General features: G+C 72.5%; 12 protein-coding genes and 1 pseudogene. 8 read left to right on the top strand and 5 right to left on the bottom strand.

From position 1 onward, the window contains the following. Nucleotides 1-113: 113 nt before the first annotated feature. Complete coding sequence (locus tag CC117_RS39915; protein WP_265338899.1) at nucleotides 114-1,199, bottom strand: MHYT domain-containing protein; 1,086 nt, start codon at nucleotides 1,197-1,199, stop codon at nucleotides 114-116. Between the two features lie 1,182 nt (nucleotides 1,200-2,381). Here CC117_RS39915 and CC117_RS08700 point away from each other — a divergent pair. Continuing rightward, on the top strand, nucleotides 2,382-3,332 hold the full coding sequence (locus CC117_RS08700; RefSeq protein WP_241829944.1) for a FadR/GntR family transcriptional regulator: 951 nt from the start codon (nucleotides 2,382-2,384) through the stop codon (nucleotides 3,330-3,332). A gap of 761 nt (nucleotides 3,333-4,093) precedes the next feature. Next, the gene (locus tag CC117_RS08695) at nucleotides 4,094-4,933 is read left to right on the top strand and encodes a FadR/GntR family transcriptional regulator (protein WP_071083233.1); all 840 of its coding nucleotides are present in this window, start codon (nucleotides 4,094-4,096) and stop codon (nucleotides 4,931-4,933) included. A gap of 92 nt (nucleotides 4,934-5,025) precedes the next feature. Here CC117_RS08695 and CC117_RS08690 read toward each other — a convergent pair whose 3' ends face one another. Then, the gene (locus CC117_RS08690; RefSeq protein ID WP_071083232.1) at nucleotides 5,026-5,937 is read right to left on the bottom strand and encodes a PaaX family transcriptional regulator; all 912 of its coding nucleotides are present in this window, start codon (nucleotides 5,935-5,937) and stop codon (nucleotides 5,026-5,028) included. Between the two features lie 205 nt (nucleotides 5,938-6,142). On the opposite strand from CC117_RS08690, the gene gltX reads away from it, so the two are divergent. After that, nucleotides 6,143-7,603: a glutamate--tRNA ligase gene (gltX, locus tag CC117_RS08685; RefSeq protein WP_071083231.1), complete on the top strand. Its 1,461-nt coding sequence runs from the start codon at nucleotides 6,143-6,145 to the stop codon at nucleotides 7,601-7,603. Nucleotides 7,604-7,906: 303 nt separating this feature from the next. Further along, the gene (locus CC117_RS08680) at nucleotides 7,907-9,166 is read left to right on the top strand and encodes a LacI family DNA-binding transcriptional regulator (protein WP_241829943.1); all 1,260 of its coding nucleotides are present in this window, start codon (nucleotides 7,907-7,909) and stop codon (nucleotides 9,164-9,166) included. 402 nt (nucleotides 9,167-9,568) lie between these two features. Here CC117_RS08680 and CC117_RS40075 read toward each other — a convergent pair. Further along, nucleotides 9,569-9,883 (bottom strand): annotated as a pseudogene (locus tag CC117_RS40075) (helix-turn-helix domain-containing protein); the annotation flags it as partial. A gap of 328 nt (nucleotides 9,884-10,211) precedes the next feature. Here CC117_RS40075 and CC117_RS08675 point away from each other — a divergent pair. Further along, nucleotides 10,212-12,842, top strand: coding sequence for an MMPL family transporter (locus CC117_RS08675; RefSeq protein ID WP_071083229.1), 2,631 nt, complete (start codon nucleotides 10,212-10,214; stop codon nucleotides 12,840-12,842). A 21-nt stretch (nucleotides 12,843-12,863) separates the two neighbouring features. On the opposite strand, the gene CC117_RS08670 is transcribed toward CC117_RS08675, so the two are convergent. Both CC117_RS08670 and CC117_RS08665 read right to left on the bottom strand, forming a co-directional pair. Beyond that, complete coding sequence (locus CC117_RS08670) at nucleotides 12,864-15,350, bottom strand: heavy metal translocating P-type ATPase (protein ID WP_071083228.1); 2,487 nt, start codon at nucleotides 15,348-15,350, stop codon at nucleotides 12,864-12,866. A gap of 54 nt (nucleotides 15,351-15,404) precedes the next feature. After that, the gene (locus tag CC117_RS08665; protein ID WP_084131764.1) at nucleotides 15,405-16,484 is read right to left on the bottom strand and encodes a hypothetical protein; all 1,080 of its coding nucleotides are present in this window, start codon (nucleotides 16,482-16,484) and stop codon (nucleotides 15,405-15,407) included. Between the two features lie 561 nt (nucleotides 16,485-17,045). Here CC117_RS08665 and CC117_RS08660 point away from each other — a divergent pair. The 3 genes from CC117_RS08660 (at nucleotide 17,046) to CC117_RS08650 (ending at nucleotide 19,719) form a co-directional block, all read left to right on the top strand. Beyond that, nucleotides 17,046-17,768: a Crp/Fnr family transcriptional regulator gene (locus CC117_RS08660; protein ID WP_071083226.1), complete on the top strand. Its 723-nt coding sequence runs from the start codon at nucleotides 17,046-17,048 to the stop codon at nucleotides 17,766-17,768. Between the two features lie 163 nt (nucleotides 17,769-17,931). Next, nucleotides 17,932-18,711, top strand: coding sequence for a FadR/GntR family transcriptional regulator (locus CC117_RS08655; protein ID WP_071083225.1), 780 nt, complete (start codon nucleotides 17,932-17,934; stop codon nucleotides 18,709-18,711). Nucleotides 18,712-18,777: 66 nt separating this feature from the next. Further along, nucleotides 18,778-19,719: an LLM class F420-dependent oxidoreductase gene (locus tag CC117_RS08650; RefSeq protein WP_071083224.1), complete on the top strand. Its 942-nt coding sequence runs from the start codon at nucleotides 18,778-18,780 to the stop codon at nucleotides 19,717-19,719. Nucleotides 19,720-19,760: the final 41 nt, after the last annotated feature.

The raw sequence follows: 19,760 nt of genomic DNA, 5'->3' as shown, positions 1-19,760 counted from the left end.
CATCACGCGGCCGGCGGCCGGCGGCCGGGCACGGCACCGGTGCCGGTGCCGGTGCTGGTGCCGGTGCCGGTGCCGGTGCCGGTGCCGGTGCCGGTGCCGGTGCCGGTGGCCGACTACACGCCGTCGGGCCGGCCGGTCCAGGTGGACGGCTGGGCTCCCGCGCCGGGCTGCATCCAGTACTCCCCTTCCGGCTGCTCCGGYAGCTGGGCCCAGCCGGCGGGCGCGGGTCGCTCCGGCTGGTGGGACCACCCGGCCGGTTCCTCCCACGGCTGGTCGGCTGGCCCGGGCCCCCCCGTCCACTCGCGGTCTGCCGGCCGCGCGGTGCCCGCCGGCCCTGCCGCGACGATCCGACCTCCCGCACGGGAAGGACCCACGGCACGGGAACGGACCGCCTCATGGCGGCCGGCCTCGCGCGAGCGGCCGACCTGGTCGACCTGGTCGGGACGGTCGGGACGGTCGGGACGGTCCAGCGGGTCGGGCGACTCGGCACGCTGCCGCGGCCGGGCGGGAACCGCTGTCGGCTCGGGAAGGCCGTGGGGGTGGCCGTGCACGCGTGCGGAGGAGAAGGGGTCCGCATAGGCGATCCCACCCAGCGCCGCGAAGATGACGACCGCGAGCACCGAGAACGCCAGCACACAGACGAGAAGCGCGAGAGTGATCGGATCGGCGCCGGTGACCGGTTCGGGGGTCGCGCTCGCCTCGACCCTGGTGGCGGCCATGGCCGTGTAGTGCATGCCGCAGACCGCGATGGCCATGACGACCGAGGCGACCGCCACGTGCCAGCCTGTCACCACCCGGAAGGCGATCCACATGGCGGCCAGCGCCGCGCCGATGGCGATGGCGACGGACAGCACGACGATCGGGCGCCGGTAGGTGATGTCACTGCCCGCATGCATCGCGGCCATACCCGTGTAATGCATCGCCGCAACCCCCAGCCCGGCGATCACACCGCCGGCGGTGAGCCGTGCGCGGCTCTCCCGGCGGCGGGCGACGAGAGACAGACCCACCGCGGACACCACGATCGCAATGAGCAGCGACAACCCGGTCAACGGGAGGCTGTAGCGCAGGTCCCGGTCGGCGACCTGGTAGCCGATCATCCCGATGAAGTGCATCGACCAGACCGCCCCACCCCCCAGCGAGACGGCGGCGAGCGTCGTCCAGAGGTACCGCGACCGACCCACCGCAAAAGGTATGCGCATTGAGCAGACCAACGCGGCGAACGACCCGATCATCGCCAGCAGGACGGACACCGCGACAAACAGAAGATCCTGACTCGCGTGCTGATGGGCAGCCTGCGCCGTGATCAATGTTCCCCCCGGGAGCGAAAAGACGCCCATTCCTAACACAAGTTCTCAGATATCGACAATAAGTCCACTAATTTATACGTTAAGAGATCACTTCGACGCGCTACGTGACAAAAACGGCCGTCTCGGGACTTCAGTCCCTGACGTGGCGACCCGGAAGACCCTTGCTCCCCCAGCCGATCTACCTCATCGAGGACCAGGTTCGTCACGGTGAGCGACCACCAGCAGCCGCGAGCCCCAGGCCCGGCCCCGGGCCACGCGGGCTTTCCCCCGGCCCTGCCCAGCCATTCACCGACACCTCGACCAAGCCTCCCGGGAGGCTCCTCCGTACTCCCGGTAACCAGCAACGAAATGGCGTCGAAATATCAGCGAAGCAAAGCGGACACGGGGACCGCCGGCCGCTGTCGATTCGGGCCGGGGGCAGCGACGGCGCATCGCGTATTGGCGGCCCGGGGGGAACGTCTGTTTGCGACATGAAGCGACGCGCGGGATGCCCTGGCTCGAAAGTGCCACTGCCGGTCGAAGGCGTGGATGGGATGCGACACGGCCGCCGGATGACGCGCACGGCGGACCGGTCCGGTGGGGCCCGGAGGAGCGGCTGGTGGGCCGGAGCGGGAGGAGCCGCTTCGCAGTCGAAACTGCCAGCGCAGGAGCATTCCCAGACGCATGTGCATCCTCCGATGACGCTTCTGTGCCACCCGGGCCCCGACCTCCGGACCTGCACAGATGCCAAACCACCGGTGGTGGGGCACCTATGGGTAGCCGCAATCGGTTGACTGGAGACCCTTATCTGGAACACGCTTCCGGGTGCCGGGGGGGCAAACGTCAGTGCCGTCCACGGGGAACACTCCGGTGCCGGCGCGGAACACATCCGGAAAGGAAACTCATCACACTGCGGGTGTCGTCCCCGCCGCCGGCGTTCGCGAGCTGGTGCGAGGGTGGCAACCGCCGTCGGAGCAGTCATGGCTGCGTTGGAAAGACCGACGAAGGCCAACGAGTACATCCGGAGGAAGACCAGTGTCTGACGGGCTCACGCCAACCGGCCGGAATGCAGTACCCGGCGCCCTCCACAGCCCGGTGCGCAGTTCCCCCCGCAGCGCCGCGCCGACAGGCGGCACACCCCTCGGTGGGCACTCCGGCGGTGGACATGCCGCCGGTGGCCACACCACGAACCGACGTCCCAAGACAGGGCATGTCCACGCCGGCCATCTACACGGCGGCCCTCTCGACAACGGCTCTCTCGACAGCGGCGCGGTCAGCCTCGCTGTCGGCCCGCCGCAGGAGTTCACCTCCCGGCTCGGCCAGCGCACCCTCGCCTCCAGACTGGCCCGCACCATCGAGCTGGAGATCATCCGTCGCGGCTGGCCCGTCGGCGAGGGCCTCGGCTCCGAGGCCCAGCTCATGGAGCGCTACCAGGTCGGCAGATCCGTGCTGCGCGAGGCGGTCCGGCTGCTGGAGAGCCGCTGGGTCGCGCGACCTCGGCCGGGGCCCGGGGGTGGGCTCGTCGTGACCRCCCCCGACCACGATGGCGTCCGCGACGTCGCCCGGGTCTACCTCGACTTCGCACGAGCCCGGCCGGAGCACCTGTGTGAGACCTGGTCAGCGCTGGAGGCAGTGGCCGTACGGCGGCTCGCCGAGCAGATCGACACCGCCGGCCTCGCCCGGCTGCGCGGTGCACTGGAGCCCATCGCGCCCGGCGCCCGGGCCGCCGGCGGGCGGTCGCGGAACCGGCCGGGCGGCTCACGCTCGGGGCCCGTCGCGGCCGGCACGGCCGGTGAGGCGTCCGTGCTGCTGCACCTGGAGATCGCGCGCCTGGCCGGCAATCCGGCCGCCGAACTGTTCATCCGGGTACTCGCGGATCTCGCGCATCCGCACGACGAGGGTGACCGGCTGGGGCAGTGGTGGCAGCATCCACTGCATGCCGAGATCGTCGACGCGATCACCCGGGGCGAGGCCGCACTGGCGGAGCATCTCGCCCGGTCCTGCATCCGGCGGCACGTCGAGGAGGCCATCGCCCACCGGCACTGATTATCCGCCCACCCGCATCTGACCCGGCGGCCGGCGCCGCTCGCATCGCCTGCCGGCAGCCTTGCGGGCTCGACTGTCGCATACCTGGCTGCATTTGCGCCCGGGACGCATTGTCGTCCCGGGCGCAGTGCATGCCGGCCCTATTGCGGTGCCGGCCTCATTGCGACGCGCACGTATTGCCGGGTGGGGCACGGTGTACGGACCTGGTCCGCAGCGCGGCGTGATTGGGAACACCGGTGGCCGGGCACGCCGACGGACGTTTCCGGGTGGTGCAGGAGCGGGGTGCTGCAGGAGCGGGACGCCGCTGCCGGGACCGCACCCACCAGCCTTCAGTCGTTGGGCTCGCACAGTAACCCGGTTACCCCAGCCACCACCGGTGTCTCAATGGGGAAAAGCCGCCCGTGGCGCCGCCGGCAGGGGCCTGTGACGCCGGAAGACAAAGCCACGGGCACAGGCACAGGACTATCCGCAGCGCGGGTTTGATTGCACCGGCAACAGGAACGGAAGCGAGACGGAGAGCCTCGGCGACACACGGCCGGCGGTCGAACCGAAGCACATGAGGACCACATACCCGGCAGCACACTGGGCACTCCCTCGATTCCGAACCGTGTATCGTTCTTTCTGCCAGACGGAGAAACCGGCCTCGGCGGCAGCACCGTGCCCGGGTTGGTGTCAAAATCGACCCCATTCATCGGTACCGGCGGTGCGCCGGAATGCCCACGGCGCCATGCGCTGCGACCGTTCTCGAGAGGCACGGAAGAATGAYGGTATCCGCGCAGCAGCATGACGGTCGGAACGCACCCGGTACGAGCGGTCCGTCAGCGGCCCGGACTGAGCCCCGCAGCGGCCTGGCTCGCCAGCAGATCCGGGTGCCGAAGACCGCGGAACTCGTCGCAGCCCAGCTCCGCCGCCAGATCGTCCGCGGYGAACTCGTCGAAGGYGACGCCCTGCCCCCCGAAGCCGTCCTCATGGAACAGTTCGGCGTCTCCCGCCCCACCCTGCGCGAAGCCTTCCGCGTCCTCGAATCCGAAGCCCTCATCTCCGTCCGCCGCGGCGCCCACGGCGGAGCCCGCGTCCACACCCCCGACGGCCAGGTCGCAGCCCGCTACGCCGGCCTCGTCCTCGAACACCGCCACACCACCGTCGCCGACGTCCACACCGCCCACACCCTGCTCGARCCCGCCGCCGTCCGCCTCCTCGCCACCCACCACACCGACACCACCCTCACCGCCCTGCACACCGCCCTCACCCACCCCGACCCCAACCACTTCCACCACCAGCTCCTCGAACACGCCGGCAACCAGACCCTCACCATGATCGCCGRCATGCTCCGCCACATCCTCGACACCCACACCCCACCCCCCCACCCYGCCCCCCACAACCACCACGACCACACCCACCTCCTCGACCTCATCACCCACCACGAACCCGACGCCGCCGAAACACACTGGCGCACCCACATCGCCACCACACCCACCCAGCCCCCGAGCGCGGTCCTGGACCTGCTCGGGCTGCCACCGGAGATCGTCGGTCGCGCAGGGCAGGGCAGGGCGGCGGTCGCCAGGTCATCGGTGCCCCTGCCGCGGGGCGCGTCAGGCTGAGCGCACCGCCACCGGCGCGCGGAGAAGGGTCTCGGCGATGCGGTCATCGGCGGCCGGCGCACCGGCCGGGGCGGCCCCTGCCGGTCACGGCACTAGCCGACAGTGGTGTGGAGCCGGACGAGATCGGCAAGGTCCGGCGAGACGACGGCGAGCAGGTCCCGGACCCGCGTCACCGCCGGCGCAGCCAGTCCGTCATAGATCTCGGCGAAGACGGTCCGGGCCTCCCTACGAGGCCAGCGGCCGGGAAGAAGATCGATCGGCAGGTCCGGGTCGAGGCTCGGGAAACGCGCCCAGGACTCGAGCACCGCGGTCCGCGCGGCCAGCGCCTCCGCTCCCTGGACGTCCCCATGACGCACCCGTTCCAGCAACGGGGCGTAGGTGCTGACGAAATCCTCGTAGGTGCGCTGCAGCTCGCTGAGGTCCCATGCGGCCATCGGCGGGCGCGGGTCGGTACGCCTCGCCTCGGAGGTGGTGATCAGCACCGTGGAAGCACTCACACCCAGCTCGGCGAAGACCCGCCGGSCCGCCTCCCCGACCAGGCGGGGCGTCACCCACATCCCGTCGTAGAGCGGGGCGAAGCCCAACCAGCGCAGYCGCGCCCGCACCGCGTGGCGGACGTCGCGCTGCCCTTCCGGGATGGAGAAGGCCGCCACGGTCCAGCGCCCGTCCCACGGTTCGTGCCGGAGACCGAAGCCGAAGGTGCGGTTCAGGGACTCCCGGACGGCGAGCGAGGCCTCGGCCGTCAGCCCGTAGTAGGTGTTCCGGCCGATCCGGGACGGCTCCAGAAGGCCACGCCGGGAAAGCCGGCTCAGTGCGGCCCGCGCACCCACGGTGCTGACGTCGAAGTCCGCGAGGAGGCTGACCAGCACGACGGATGGGATGTGCTCGCGGCACCCGGCCCAGTAGTCACCGAGCAGGGTCGTCAGCAGATGCTGCGGCTGGGCACCGACCTRCACCCGGGGCAGGTCGACGACATCGGCAGGCGCCGGGAGCGCCGAATTCACCCCCGGAGCCCGAGGTCTCGACTCACGGACAGTGGAGCGACGGCCACGACCGGGATCACGGTCGCGACCGGCCAGCCGAGCGGGCGCTGTCACGCCATCTGATTTTACGAGCCGTCGGCGCCGTTCCACGCCACTGGTCCGGATCTCCTGTAGTCCCGGTGACGTCGGTCGGCCCGGACCCGGTCGACCTGTACGCTCGGCGACCATGAGCTCTGGACGGGTGCGGGTGCGATTCGCACCGTCGCCGACCGGCATGTTCCATGTGGGCGGCGCACGGTCGGCGCTGTTCAACTGGCTGGTGGCCCGCGGCTCCGGCGGCGACTTCGTACTCCGCGTCGAGGACACCGACGCGTCCCGTAACCGCCCGGAGTGGACCGCCGGCATCATCAGCGCGTTGGACTGGCTGGGTATCAGCCCGGGCGGCTACGAGGGCCCGCTGTTCCAGTCGGAGCGGGCCGAACGGCACCGCGAGGCCGCCGCCGGTCTGTTCACCGCGGGGCAGGCCTACCACTGTGACTGCACCCGTGACCTGCTCGCCGAGCGGACCRGGAACGCGCAGCGCGGCTACGACGGCTTCTGCCGGGACCGCGGGCTCGGCCCGGGCCCGGGCCGGGCGCTGCGCTTCCGCACACCCGACGAGGGCACGACCGTGGTCGTCGACGTGATCCGCGGCACGCCGGAGTTCCCGAACGACACCATCGAGGACTTCGTCATCGCCCGCGCGGACGGATCCGCGGTCTTCCTGCTCGCCAACGTGGTCGACGATCTCGACATGGGCATCACCCACGTCATCCGTGGCGAGGAGCACCTGCCCAACACGCCGAAGCAGCAGTTGCTGTGGGCAGCGCTCGGCGCCACCTCGCCGGTGTGGGCGCACGTCCCGGTCATCGTCAACGAGAAGCGGCAGAAGCTGTCGAAGCGGCGCGACAAGGTCGCGTTGGAGTCCTACCGCGCCGAGGGGTACCTCTCGGCGGCAATGAAGAACTACCTGATGCTCCTCGGCTGGGCGCCGCCCGGCGACGAGGAGATCGTGCCCTTCGCCACGATCGAGAGCACGTTCCGGCTCGAGGACGTGAAGCCCTCCCCTGCGTTCTTCGACGAGAAGAAGCTCCGGGCCTTCAACGGCGAGTACATCAGGGCGATGAGCGTCGAGGAGTTCATGGCCGCCTGCGAGCCCTGGCTGACGCCGACGGCGGGCATGGGCCCGGGCGGGGGCGAGCACGAGATCGCGCCGCCGCCGTGGCCGGCCGAGGCCTTCTCCCGGGAGGTCTTCGCCGCTCTCGCGCCACTGGCGCAGACCCGGGTGTCGGTGCTGTCAGAGATCGTCCCCATGGTCGACTTCGCCTTTCTTCCCGCGGTGTCGATCGACGAGGCCTCGTGGACGAAGGCGATGAAGGGCCCGGCCCGGGAGCTGCTGCGCGACGTCGCCGCCGGCTACGAGAGCGTGGCCTGGGACGAGGACTCGCTGCGCGAGGCGCTCGTCAGGATCGGCGAGGGCTACGGCCTCAAGCTCGGCAAGGCGCAGGCGCCTGTCCGGGTTGCCGTCACCGGCCGTGGTGTCGGCCTGCCGCTGTTCGAGTCGATGACCGTTCTCGGCCGGGAGAAGACCCTCGCCCGGCTGCGTCAGGCCGTCGACCGGCTCGGAACGGCCGTGAGCACGGCCTGATCGACAGCGCCCGCGGCAGCTGCCACGCGGGCGCGGGCCTGGGCCTGTGGCCCGGGCCGTGGTTGGGACGGACCACGACCCGGGCCGGGAACCCGTCGGAGGATGGGGGTTACCTCCGACGGGTGGACTGGGGCTCTCTCGCGCTGCGGCCTTTCCACCCCATCAACGCAGGCCTAAGCGATCCTTAAGAGCACGTCAAAAGTCCCTTGGAGTCCCCGACAGTCACCCCTCGCGTTCCTTGCGGGTGAGCAGCGTGACCGACGCGACCTCCCGGACGGGCGACATCGACCTTTAATGGAGGTGATGTCTACCGACCGCTACATCGAGCGCGTTACGTCCCGGGAAGCGGCGGTGAAGCGGCCCGCCACGATCCGCGAGGTCGCGGCACTTGCCGGCGTCAGCGTCTCCACGGTCAGCAACGCCCTGGCCGGTCGGCGGTCGGTCAGCGGCGAGTCCAGCGCCCGGGTACGGGCCGCGGCCCACCGGCTCGGCTACCGGCCGGGCAGCGGGGCTCACACGCCCCGCACACCGACCCGCCACGCGGTCGGGCTGGTCGTCCCGGACGCGCAGAACCCGTTCTTCGCCCAGATCGCCCACGGCGTCGAGACGGTGGCGCAGTCCCTGGGGTGGGCCGTCTTCCTGGCCAGCGCCAACCTGGACGACGCTCGCGAGGCCGACTACCTCGACCGCATGGCGGGCGCCGCCGACGGCGTGCTCGTCTGTTCGACATCCGGCCACACCGACCAGGTCCAGCACATGATCGACAGTGGGATAGCGGTCGTCGCATGTGACGAGCGGCTGGCCGTGACCGGCGCCGGCGGGGTCTTCTCGGACGACCTCGCCGCCGGTCGGCTCGCCGCGGCGCACCTCCTCGCCCGCGGGGCGCGCCGCATCGCGATGATCTGCGGCCCGGAGCACCTGACGACCGCCCGCGCCCGGCGCACCGGTTTCCGCGCCGAACTGCAGGCCAGTGGACGCTCGATGCCTCCCTGGCGGTCCCTCGCCAGCGACTACACGCTCGACGGAGGTCGCTGGGCGACGGATCAGATCCTCGCCTCCGACCCGCGGGTCGACGCGATCTTCTGCACCAACGATCTCCAGGCGGTCGGTGCCGCGCAGGCGCTGCGCCAGGCCGGGCGGGATGTGCCCGGGGGGGTGATGCTGATCGGCATCGACGGCATCGCCTGGGGCGAGCTCAYCGAACCGTCGCTCACGTCGGTGGCGCGCCACCCGCACCGGCTGGGCGCCGAGGCGGCCCGCCTGCTGATCCAGATGGTGAGCGGCGAGGCGGACGCCCGGGAGATGGTGCTACCCGTCTCGCTCGTCGAGCGGGACAGCACTCGCGGCGGCGTCCTCGCCGGCGGCACCGAAACCGGGGACGGCGCCGGGAACCGTGGCGGGAACCGTGGCAGCGGCGGTGAGGGAGGCGGAGGGAGTCCGGGAGACGACGGTGGGACCAACGGTGGGACCAGCAGAGACCGGAGTGACGTCCAGGGCGCGGGCGGCGTCGGAAGCCTGCGCGTGCCGGGGTGCGATGCCAGGGTGACGCGGGGACCGGCCTGAGCCCGCCGACGGCCGCCGGGCGCGGATGAGCCGCTGGGAGCAGTCCACGAGATGGCGGCGGAACTGCTCGTCGTCCAGCGCTGTCACCCGCGGATCGATCCCCGCKCCGCGTAATCCGGTCAGCAGCATGCCGGCCGCCATCACCGACCCCACGTCAGGTGTGGGGCCGGCGAGCACGGCGACGAGGCGCTCGGCCAGGACGGGGTACCCGGAGCGTTCCCGCAGGATCGCGGCACAGGTCGGGTCCCCGTGCATGAGCCCGTAGAGGCGCCGGTTGCCGATCACCAGGTCGGCCAGGCCGCGGATCACCGCGTCGACCTGGGCGGACCGTGACCGCTTGCTCTCCGCGAGTGCAGCGACCTCGGTGAGGTGGTCGAGCGCGGGCCGGACCACGGCGAGCACGATCTCGTCCTTGCTCTTGAAGTGGTGATAGACAGCCGCCTTGGTGACACCCGCCGCGTCCGCGATCATCTGCAGTGAGGTGGCGCTCACGCCCCGCTGCGCGAACAGGTCCAGCGCCGTGGCGCTCAGCTTGAGCCTGCCGGCGCCTGTGCCCACCCGGCGGTCCACCAGTTCGACCGTCACGATCTTCTTCTCCCGTCCCGGCCCGCGAACACCCCACAGCGGCCCGAAATGGCCGTTACGGAGACCGATCCCGCACGTCACGGGCCTGTCAGATCGGGATCGGCGGGCCCATTGTGGCCCAGCACCCACCATTTCGGGGCCACTCCGGGCGACAGCTGCCCTCGCCGGACCAGTCATGGTCCGGGCCGGGCGTTGTCCCGCTGGGACGAGTTGGTCCCACGCCGGGACGAGAACCACCCGTGGAGCCCCGGCAGTGACGGACGAACCATCCCATACCAGATGAAAGCGGGCGGCGGGGCGCAGGGYGGCGCATCGTGGGCGGGTGATCGCAGTACGGTCCTGCGAAGTCACCATCGGGCACCGCCGAACGGTCAGGGAACGGGCCGACTCCGAGGGGCTGGGCGCACGTCCGCGTGAAATCCGCGACGACGGCGGGCAACACCCCGCAAGGAGACAGCTTGTGCGCACCGTTCTGTACCGCCTCGGCCGGTCCTGCCACCGGCACGGCCGGGCCGTCCTGGGGCTGTGGCTGGCCTTCCTCGTGCTGGCCGGCACGGGTGCCGTGTGGATGTCCGGGTCGGTCGACGGCGTCCTCCGCCTTCGTCCCGGCCACTCCGCGGGCGCCGCGCTCGCCGGGCCCGCCCTGCCCGGAACGGGGTCGGCGCAGGCCGCGGATCTCATCCGCCAACGCCGGTCGGCTTCCGATGCCGCCGCCCAGGCCGGGGACGCGGCGACCGCGTCGTTCGTCCTGCGCCTGGGTGCCCGGGTCGGCGGCGGGGCGACCCTCGCCGACCCGCGGTACCGGGCCGCGATGGACCGCACTCTGGCCTCGTTGCGCGAGGTCCCACAGGTCGCGCGGGTGGGCGACCCCCTCGGTGACGCCGTCCCCGGCGACACCCGCCAGGCCGCCAGGAGCGGGCTGGCCGGCGAGAGCGGGCTGGCCGGCGAGAGCGGGCTGGCCGGCGAGAGCGGGCTGGCCGGCGACGGCCGGTCCGCGTACGCGCTGGTCACGTTCAGTGTGACGAGCCCGGATCTGGCCGCCGGAACGCGTGATGCGCTGATCGCGGCGGCCCGGCCGGCACGTGATGCCGGGATCACCGTCGACATCACGGGGCCGGCGGCCGAGCAGTGGTCCCAGCCGCCCAGTGCCGTGCTCACCGGGCTCCTCGCCCTGGCCCTCGTTCTCGCCGTCGTTCTCGCCGTCGCGGCCGCGTCGGCAGCCACCTCCGGTTCGACGGCCGTCCTCGCCTTGCTCCCGGCCGTGGGGGCCGCCCTGGTCGCAGGCCTGGTCAGCGTCGTTGTCGGCGGCTTCGCCGCGCGGCAGGCGGTCGTCCGGGCGGGTTTCGACATCGCCACCGTGGCACCGGCGCTGGCGGTCGGGCTCGTCACCACGCTCGGGTTCACGGTGCTCGTCACCGCCAGGTTCCGGCAGGAGGTCGCTTCCGGACACCGGGGTGCGGAGGCGGCCGGACGCACGCTGCGGACCACCGGGGCGGATGTTGCCGTCGCCGGCCTGATCATGATGATCACGCCCGTCACGCTGGCCGTCACCCGCGTGCCGATGCTGACAGTGCTGGGTCTGGTGACAGCCGGGAGCGTCGCCCTCTCCGTCTGCGTCGCTCTCACACTGCCGGTCGCCGCGCTCGGCGCGGTCCGGGCGAACGACACAGGCGGGGAGCCCGCGGCTGCCCCGAGCGGTACGCGAGGCGAACGAGAGACACGACGACCACAGGGCACACGACGACCACAGGGGGCACGAAGGCCACAGGGGGCACGGACGGTCACGTGGCGGCCGGTCCGGGCGTTGCTCCTCGGTCTGGCTGTGCTCGGCGCGGTCGCCCTGCCGGTGACCGATCTGCGGCCGGGGCCCCTCGACCACAGCGTCACCGCCGCCTCGGACGGGATCCTCCGAGGCACTCATGATCAGCTGAGCGTGGTCTTCGGCCCCGGGTTCACCGGCCCGCTCCTCCTGGTGATCGACACGGCCGGCCTACCGAACCCTGAGCACGCGGTCCAGCAGATCCGCGGGACGGTCGGAGGCATGCGCAACGTCGCGCTGACGACCGAACCCCGCCTCGGGGACGGCCTGGCGACGATCACCGTGGTCCCGCTCTCCGGGCCGCGTGATCCGGCGACGGCGGAGCTGCTGCACGACATCCGCGGCCGCGCCGCGGGCCTCGCGGTCACCACGGGGGCCCGGCTCACGGTCGGCGGCCGGACGGCGATCGACATCGACGTCGCCCAGCGCCTGACCGACACACTGCCGCTCTGTCTCGCCCTCGCCGTCGGGCTGACGGCCGCCGCGCTCGCCCTGGCGCTGCGCGGCCTGCCGGCCGCCCTGGCGGTCACGCTCGGCTCCCTGTTCAGTCTCGTCGGGACTTTCGGCGCCGCCGTTGCGCTGCTCCAGTGGGGCTGGCTCGCCGGCCCGCTCGGGATCGGGCGGCAGGAACCGGTCGCCGCGGTCCTCCCGGTGGTGGCGGTCGGGCTTCTGGTCGGCCTCACGGCCGGGCACGGTGTCTTCATGGTGTCCCGGATGCGGGAGACGTTCGCCCGGGCGGCGGACCCCCGCACGGCGGTCACCACCGGCTACCGGGAGGGCGCGCCGACCGCCGCCGCCGTCACGGCGGTCGCGGTCGTCGTCCTCACCGCGCTGGCCCTGCCGGCCGATCCGCTGCTGCGTCCGGTCGGCATCCTGTTGGCGTTCGGGCTGCTGCTGGATGTCGGTGTGGTCCGCCTGGTGCTCCTGCCGGCCGCGTTGCGGCTGCTCGGGAGGTCCGCCTGGTGGCTGCCGACCGCCGCCGCGATGCAGGCCCGCACCGGTCGGGCCGGTCGGGCCGGTCGGGCCGGTCGGGCCGGAACATCACCACCCGTCGCCGCGCAGCTTCCGCAGGCGCCGCCCCTCGCCGCGCCGCCCCTCGCCGCGCAGCCTCTCCCGGCACCGGACATCGCGGCACCGGACGTCGCCTCGCCCGCCAGCAGTGAGGGCAGCCCCGAGCCCGCGCCGGACGAGTTCCACGCAGGCGGCTCCGGGACGGCGTCAGGCCCGCCGGCGGCGTCCGAAGAGCACCCGGGTGAGCTCGTCCGCCACTGATCGGTGCCGCCGGCGCGGCGGTCAGGCGTCCCGGCGTGAGGTGAAGCGGCGCAGACGCAGGCTGTTCCCGACGACGAACAGCGAGCTGGCCGCCATCGCGGCACCGGCCAGCATCGGATTCAGCAGGCCGGCGGCGGCGAGGGGAAGTGCCGCGACGTTGTAGGCGAACGCCCAGAACAGGTTGCCCTGGATGGTGCCGAGGGTCCGCCGGGCGAGCCGGATGGCGTCGACGGCGGCCATCAGGTCACCGCTGACCAGCGTCAGGTCGCTGGCCTCGATCGCGACGTCCGTCCCCGTGCCCATCGCGAGCCCCAGGTCGGCCTGGGCGAGCGCGGCGGCGTCGTTCACCCCGTCGCCGACCATCGCGACGACCCGGTTGGCGGCCTGCAGCTGCCGCACGACCTCGATCTTGCCTTCGGGCAGCACCTCGGCGATCACATCATCGGGGGCGATCCCGACCTCGGCGGCGACGTTCGCCGCCACGGTCGCGTTGTCGCCGGTCAGCAGGACCGGACGCAGCCCCAGCCCACGGAGCTCGCGGATGGCGGCGGCGGACGTCGGCTTCACCACGTCGGCGATGGTCAGCACTCCCCGGGCCCGCCCGTCCCAGGACACCGCGACGGCGGTGCGCCCGGCGGCCTCGGCTTCCCGGGCGACCTCGGCCAGTGCGGTCGGCAGCGGCTGCGAGCAGCTGCTGAGCAGCCTCGGGCGGCCGACCAGCACCGCGTGCCCGTCCACGACCCCGCGGACCCCCAGCCCCTCCCTGTTCGCGAACTGCGCGACGGTGGGCAGCTCCTCGGCGGAACGGGCGGCGGCCCCCGCGGCGGCCCGGCTGATCGCACGCGCGACCGGATGTTCGGAGGCGCTCTCCAGCGCGCCGGCGAGCCGCAGCACCTCGTCGCGGTCCTCGCCCGGGGCGGCGGCGACGTCCTGCAGCGTCATCTCGCCGGTGGTGACCGTTCCGGTCTTGTCCAGGACGATCGTGTCGGCCCGCAGCGTGGATTCCAGCACCTCCGGCCCGCGGATGAGCACCCCCAGCTGGGCGCCCCGCCCGGTGCCGACCATGAGCGCGGTGGGAGTCGCCAGGCCGAGCGCGCAGGGGCAGGCGATGATCAGCACCGCGACCGCGGCGGTGAACGCGAAGGTGAGCCCCTCTCCCCTGCCCAGCCAGTAGCCGAAGGCGGCGATCGCGATGGCGATCACGACCGGGACGAAGACCCCGGCGACCCGGTCGGCGAGCCGCTGCACCGGCGCCTTGCCGGTCTGCGCCTCCTCGACGAGCCGGCCGATCCGGGCGAGCTGCGTGTCGGCCCCGACCCGGGTCGCCCGGACGACGAGCCGCCCGCCCGCGTTCAGCGTGGCACCCGTCACCGCGTCCCCGGGACCGACCTCCACCGGCACGGACTCGCCGGTCAGCATCGAGGCGTCGACCGCCGAGGCGCCTTCGACGACCACACCATCGGTGGCGATTTTCTCGCCAGGACGGACCACGAACAGATCACCGACGTCGAGCTGGTCGACGTCCACCCGTATCTCTCTGCCATCGGAGAGAACCGCGACGTCACGCGCGCCGAGGGTGAGCAGCGCACGCAGGGCCGAGCCGGCTCGCCGCTTCGCCCGCGCCTCCAGATACCGTCCGGCCAGAATGAAGGTGGTGACCCCGGCCGCCACCTCCAGGTAGATGTTGTCGCCCCCTCCCCCGCGGGTCACGGCGAGACTGAACCCGTGGGTCATTCCGGGCTCGCCCGCGTCACCGAGGAACAGCGCGTACAACGACCAGCCGAACGCGGCGAGCGTGCCGGTCGAGACGAGCGTGTCCATGGTCGCGGCGCCGTGCCGCAGGTTCATCCAGGCCGCGCGGTGGAACGGCCAGGCGCCCCAGAGCACCACCGGCGCGGCCAGCGCGAGCGAGAGCCACTGCCAGTAGTCGAACTGCAGGGCCGGGACCATCGCCAGCAGGACGACCGGAACGGTCAGCGTGGCGACCGCCACCAGCCTGTCCCGCAGTGCCCGCACCCGGGCCGCGCCGGCGCTGTCCCCGTCGTCCGGCTCGGGAGCGGAAGCCGGCACCAGCTCCGGCCAGGGCATCGGCGGCGGGGCCGTGGCCGGGCCTGCTGCTGCCGGGCCACGGCCCTCGCCGGGGCTGCCGGTCACGCCCGACGGCTCGCGGTCGCCATGGACGGCGCGGTCGGCGGCGGAGCTCGCGGCACCGGGCGGCGGAACCTGCATGGCGGGTACGGCTGGCGAGGCTGGGCGCACGGCCGCCCGCGGGACGGCGGGCGGCGGTACGGCAGCCGTGTAGCCCGCGGCCCTGACCTGGGCGACCAGGTGCTCGGTCGGCAGCGTGACAGGGAAGCTGATCTTCGCTTTCTCGGTCGCGTAGTTGACCGTCGCGGTCACACCGTTGATCTTGTTCAGCGTCCGTTCGACGCGAGCCGCACAGGATGCACAGGTCATCCCACCGATCACCAGGTCGACCTCACGTCGTTCGGTGGCCGTTGGGCTCATCGGATCTCCCACGGGGACATGGTTGGCGGGACGGGAACGGTCAGCGGGACACGATCAGTGCGTGTGTTGCGGCGGGCGCGTCCCGGCAGGGCCGGGAGTGGAGACGCCGCCGCCCTCGGCCACCGTCATGGTGAACTCGGCCGTGCGTACCTGCCCCGCGTGCCTGAAGTCGAGGAACAGCCGGTAGGAACCGGCGGACGGAAAGCGCGTCGCGAACGACAGGGCGGAGTCRCCGTCCTCGTCGCCATCGCCGGTGGCGGCACTTGTCGCCGCGGCCCCCGCAGGCCCCGCGCCCGCGGTAGCGCTCGCGGTGGCGGTGGCGGTGGGCGGGCGGGTCCGGGTGAGCGGGTGAGAGTGCAGGTAGGCCAGGTCGCCCTCGCGGAGCACCACCAGGTGGCCGAGCGCCCCGAGGTACTCCTCCAGGTCGGTGACGGGCCGTCCGTTGCGGGCCACGACGAAGGCCAGCTCGCTCCCCTCCCGCCGGTCGGCTTCCCCACTCATGGTCACGGTGTATCCGCCGGCCACGGTGGCGGTGGTCGACGGCGCGGGAAGCGCCGTGGGTGCCAGGTTGCCTCCCACGGTCACGTCGGCGCCGAGAGTCATGGATGCCGGCGCGCCGTCAGGGGTGTCGGAGGCGTGGCCGCCGGCACCGGACACCGCCGGGGCGAAGTCCGCGAAGACCCGGTACACCCCCGGGGCGGCCAGCCGGAGCGGGACGCTCCAGGTTCCGGCGGCGTCCCGGGTCGGGTGCAGGTGCTGGTAGCCGGTCAGGTCACGCCGGACGACGATCAGATGCAGGTCCGCTTCGTGGGCGCGGGTGTAGGCGGTGAGCGGCCGTCCGTCCGGGCCGATGATGCGGAACGTGTACGCACGGGAGCGCCCGGCGGGCCAGGTCAGCTCGTCGGGGTCGAAGGTGTAGCCGCCCTCCGAGATCGCCAGTCCGCCTGGCCTGAGGGCGTCGAGCATGTCGTCCGCCCCGCCGCCCGCCGCCCCGCCGGCTGCGGCGGAGATCTCGTGGCCGTCCGTGCCGCCCGAGCGGTCCCCGTCCTGGGACGGTCCGATCGTCGTCCCGACGACGTAGGAGACACCGAAGAGCACAGCCAGCGCGAGACCGAATCCACCGATTCGGGTCATAGCGTTCATCGTCCGTCCCTTCGCGCGGGCTAGCGAACAACTCGTCCGTACCGTGCGTACCCCTGGGGGGTATCAGTCCACGATACGGCACCGACGGCGTCTCCCCTCTCCCACCTTCGGACGGCGTCACCCGGGCGTGCCTGCGCCGCGGCGCTCTCCCCGCGGCGCGCTCCACCGACAGCTCCGGACAGTGGCCCTCCGACAGCTCCGGACAGAGCCAGTCCCAGGCCGAGAGCACTCTCGACGCCGGTCCGACACGACGTCCGCGGGAAGCCCGGACGGTGTTCCCGCACAGGTCAGACGCAGGTCAGACGCAGTCCGGAGGGAGGTCCGGAGGCAGGCCGGACGAGGGAGCGACGCAGGTCGGCGGGGATCCGCGCATGGCCGGCGACCCTTCGGCACACCTCCGGAGCGGGCCGTACCCGGACCCCGAACCAGGGGAAACCGACCGGGYGGCTGTCCAACTCGGTACTAACACAGGACGGTCAGCCGGCTGCGAACCACAATAGGAACCTCGAACCTTCCGGGTACGGATGCCCGGGGTGAAAGGAGGGCATTCCTTTGGTTGAGGATTCTCGGCCCTTTCCGCCGGGCAGCCTGCCTGCTCGCCTGAACCCGGCGTTGCGCCAGCAACTGCTCTCCCTCGGGGGGATACGGCACTACCCGCACGGCGAGATGCTGATGCGGGAGGCCGAGCCGTACGGAGAGGTCATCCTGATTCTGGACGGCTTCGTGAAGATCACCGCGAACGGCGAGGAGAACAGGCTCGCCTTCCTCGTCATCCGGTCCCGGGGGGACGTGCTCGGCGAGATCAGTGCGATGGAGCAGGACACCCACACCGGGACCGCCACGGCGGCCGGGCCCGTCATCGGCCGGGCGATGAGCGCGGCGGCCTTCCGCGGCTTCCTCGAGCAGAACCCGCCGGCTGCCTTCGCTGTCGCGGAGATGGTCGCGAACAAGCTGCGCAACTCGATCCGTCGCCGGGTCGAGCACGTCGACGGCTCGGTCCGCGGCCGGCTCGCCCGGGTCCTCATCGAGCTGGCCACGCTGTGGGGGCGCCCGGCCGCCCGCGGTGTGCAGCTGGCGGTGGGGCTGAGCCAGCCCGAGCTCGCCGCCCTGGTCGCCGCGGACGAGCGATCGGTGAACCGGGCACTGGCCGAACTGCGGAACATGCAGGTGGTTGATGTCGGATACCGGCGGGTCATCGTTCTGGACCTCGAAGGTCTGGAGCGGGTCGCATTCGGCAACCAGGACAGGCCGGACGGATCCGGCGGTCGACCCTGAGGTGAACATTCAGTGCACAGCAGCGCTGATATCTTGTGGAACCGGCTGCGGACCCGCAGCCGGTGGGGGGAAACCGACGACATGCCCGCGCGACCAGGCATCAACACACTGGCGGCGACGGCCGCCATCGCCGTCCCTGGCATGACCCGGCTCGCCGGCTGACATGACGCGTCACGCCGGTGAGCGAAACGCACGGACGTCCGAGGTTGTCGCGGAATCGATCCGCGCGCGGGTCGCCAGCGGTGAGTTGAAGGCCGGCGACCGTTTCCCGACCGAGGACGAGCTCATGGCCGTCTTCGGAATCGCCCGTGCGACCCTGCGCGAGGCCCTGCGCATCCTGGAGACCGAGGGGCTGGTCACCGTGCTGCGGGGGCGGCACGGCGGGCCGCAGGTCACCAGCCCCTCCCTGGACCACCTGGCCAGGATGTTCGCCCTGCACCTGCAGATGGACGGTGTGAGCACGCGGGACCTTCACGCCGCCCGCGAGATCGTGGAACAACCGCTGGTGGCCGCCTTCACCCGAACCAGATCCGCGCCGGCACTGGCCGAGCTCCACACCGCCGTCGAGGCCGCCGCGGCCGCCGCCAAGGCGGGTGACGGCCCCGGGTTCGGCCGGGCGTCCGCTGCGCTGTACTCGACTGTCACCACGGAGAGCCCGAACCGATCGCTGGGCGTCCTCGCCCGGCTCCTACACCAGGTCGCCGCCTGCTGTCAGCAGACGGCCGGGCGGTCGCTCGACGCGCCGGAGCAGCGGCACGCCGTGGGGTACTACCGCCGTTTCCACCAGCTCGCCGAGGCCGGCGACGTCGCGGGAGCATGCGCACACTGGCAGTCGTGGATGATCCACACCGGTGGCACCTCGCCCTCCCGCGCCACCGACCGGGAAGTGCCCGTGACCAGGTGCGGTGCGGCACACGGCCCGGTCGCGGCCGGGTGCCGCTGATCGCCGCCGATCGCTGATCGCCGCTGTCCGGTCGACCAAGGAGCCGGGCTTTGCCAGGGTGGCGGTATGGATCTGCGCATCTTCGTCGAGCCCCAGCAGGGTGCGTCCTACGCGCACCAGCTCGCCGTCGCCCAGGCGGCCGAACGCCTGGGCTTCGGTGCCTTCTTCCGGTCGGACCACTACCTGCGGATCGGCTCGGGCAGTCCGCTCCCGGGCCCGACCGACGCCTGGACCACCCTCGCGGCGATCGGCCGGGAAACCACGACGATCCGGCTGGGCACGCTGGTGACGAGCGCGACGTTCCGCCTCCCCGGGCCGCTGGCGCTCACCGTGGCGCAGGCCGACGAGATGAGCGGCGGCCGGGTGGAGCTGGGAATCGGCGCCGGCTGGTACGCGCCCGAGCACGAGGCCTACGGCATCCCGTTCCCGCCGGTACGCGAACGCTTCGACCGGCTGGCCGAACAGCTGGCGATCATCGAGGGGCTGTGGCGGACGCCCGTCGGCGACACCTTCACCCACCACGGCCAGCACTACACGCTGACAGACAGCCCGGGGCTGCCGAAGCCGGTACAGGACCCGCATCCGCCGATCATCATCGGCGGCTCCGGACGACGGCGTACGCCGGAGCTCGCCGCGCGCCACGCCGCCGAGTTCAACCTGCCCTTCGCCCCGCCGGCGCAGGCCGCGGCCCAGTTCGAGGTGGTACGGGAGGCCGCTGCCGCCGCCGGGCGCGATCCCGCCGGCCTGATCTGCTCGGTGGCGCTCACTCTCTGCTGCGGCCGGGACGAGGCGGAGGTCAGACGGCGCGCCGAACGCGGCGGAGACATGAGCAAGCTCGACACACTGCGGGAGCGGGGCCTGGCCGGCTCCCCCGCCGAGGTGCTGGACCGGCTCGCTGCCTACGGACCGGACGGCGCCGGCGCCAGCCGGGTCTACCTGCAGATCCTCGACATGACGGATCTCGACCACCTGGCCCTCGTCGCCGAGGAGGTGCTTCCGCACCTGTGAGTCGGCGCCGGCCCGGTCCGCGCCTCTGACCATCACAGCCG

Source organism: Parafrankia colletiae (assembly GCF_001854655.1).
GTDB lineage: Bacteria > Actinomycetota > Actinomycetes > Frankiales > Frankiaceae > Parafrankia > Parafrankia colletiae.
Note: the sequence above shows the minus strand (reverse complement) of the source record. Positions and strands in the feature narration are given on the sequence as shown.

Bases quoted from the DNA above. Each gene is read 5' to 3' on its own strand.
- CC117_RS08655 (WP_071083225.1), top strand. From the start codon at position 17,932: ATGACGCGTCACGCCGGTGAGCGAAACGCACGGACGTCCGAGGTTGTC.
- CC117_RS08670 (WP_071083228.1), bottom strand. From the start codon at position 15,350: ATGAGCCCAACGGCCACCGAACGACGTGAGGTCGACCTGGTGATCGGT.
- CC117_RS08650 (WP_071083224.1), top strand. From the start codon at position 18,778: ATGGATCTGCGCATCTTCGTCGAGCCCCAGCAGGGTGCGTCCTACGCG.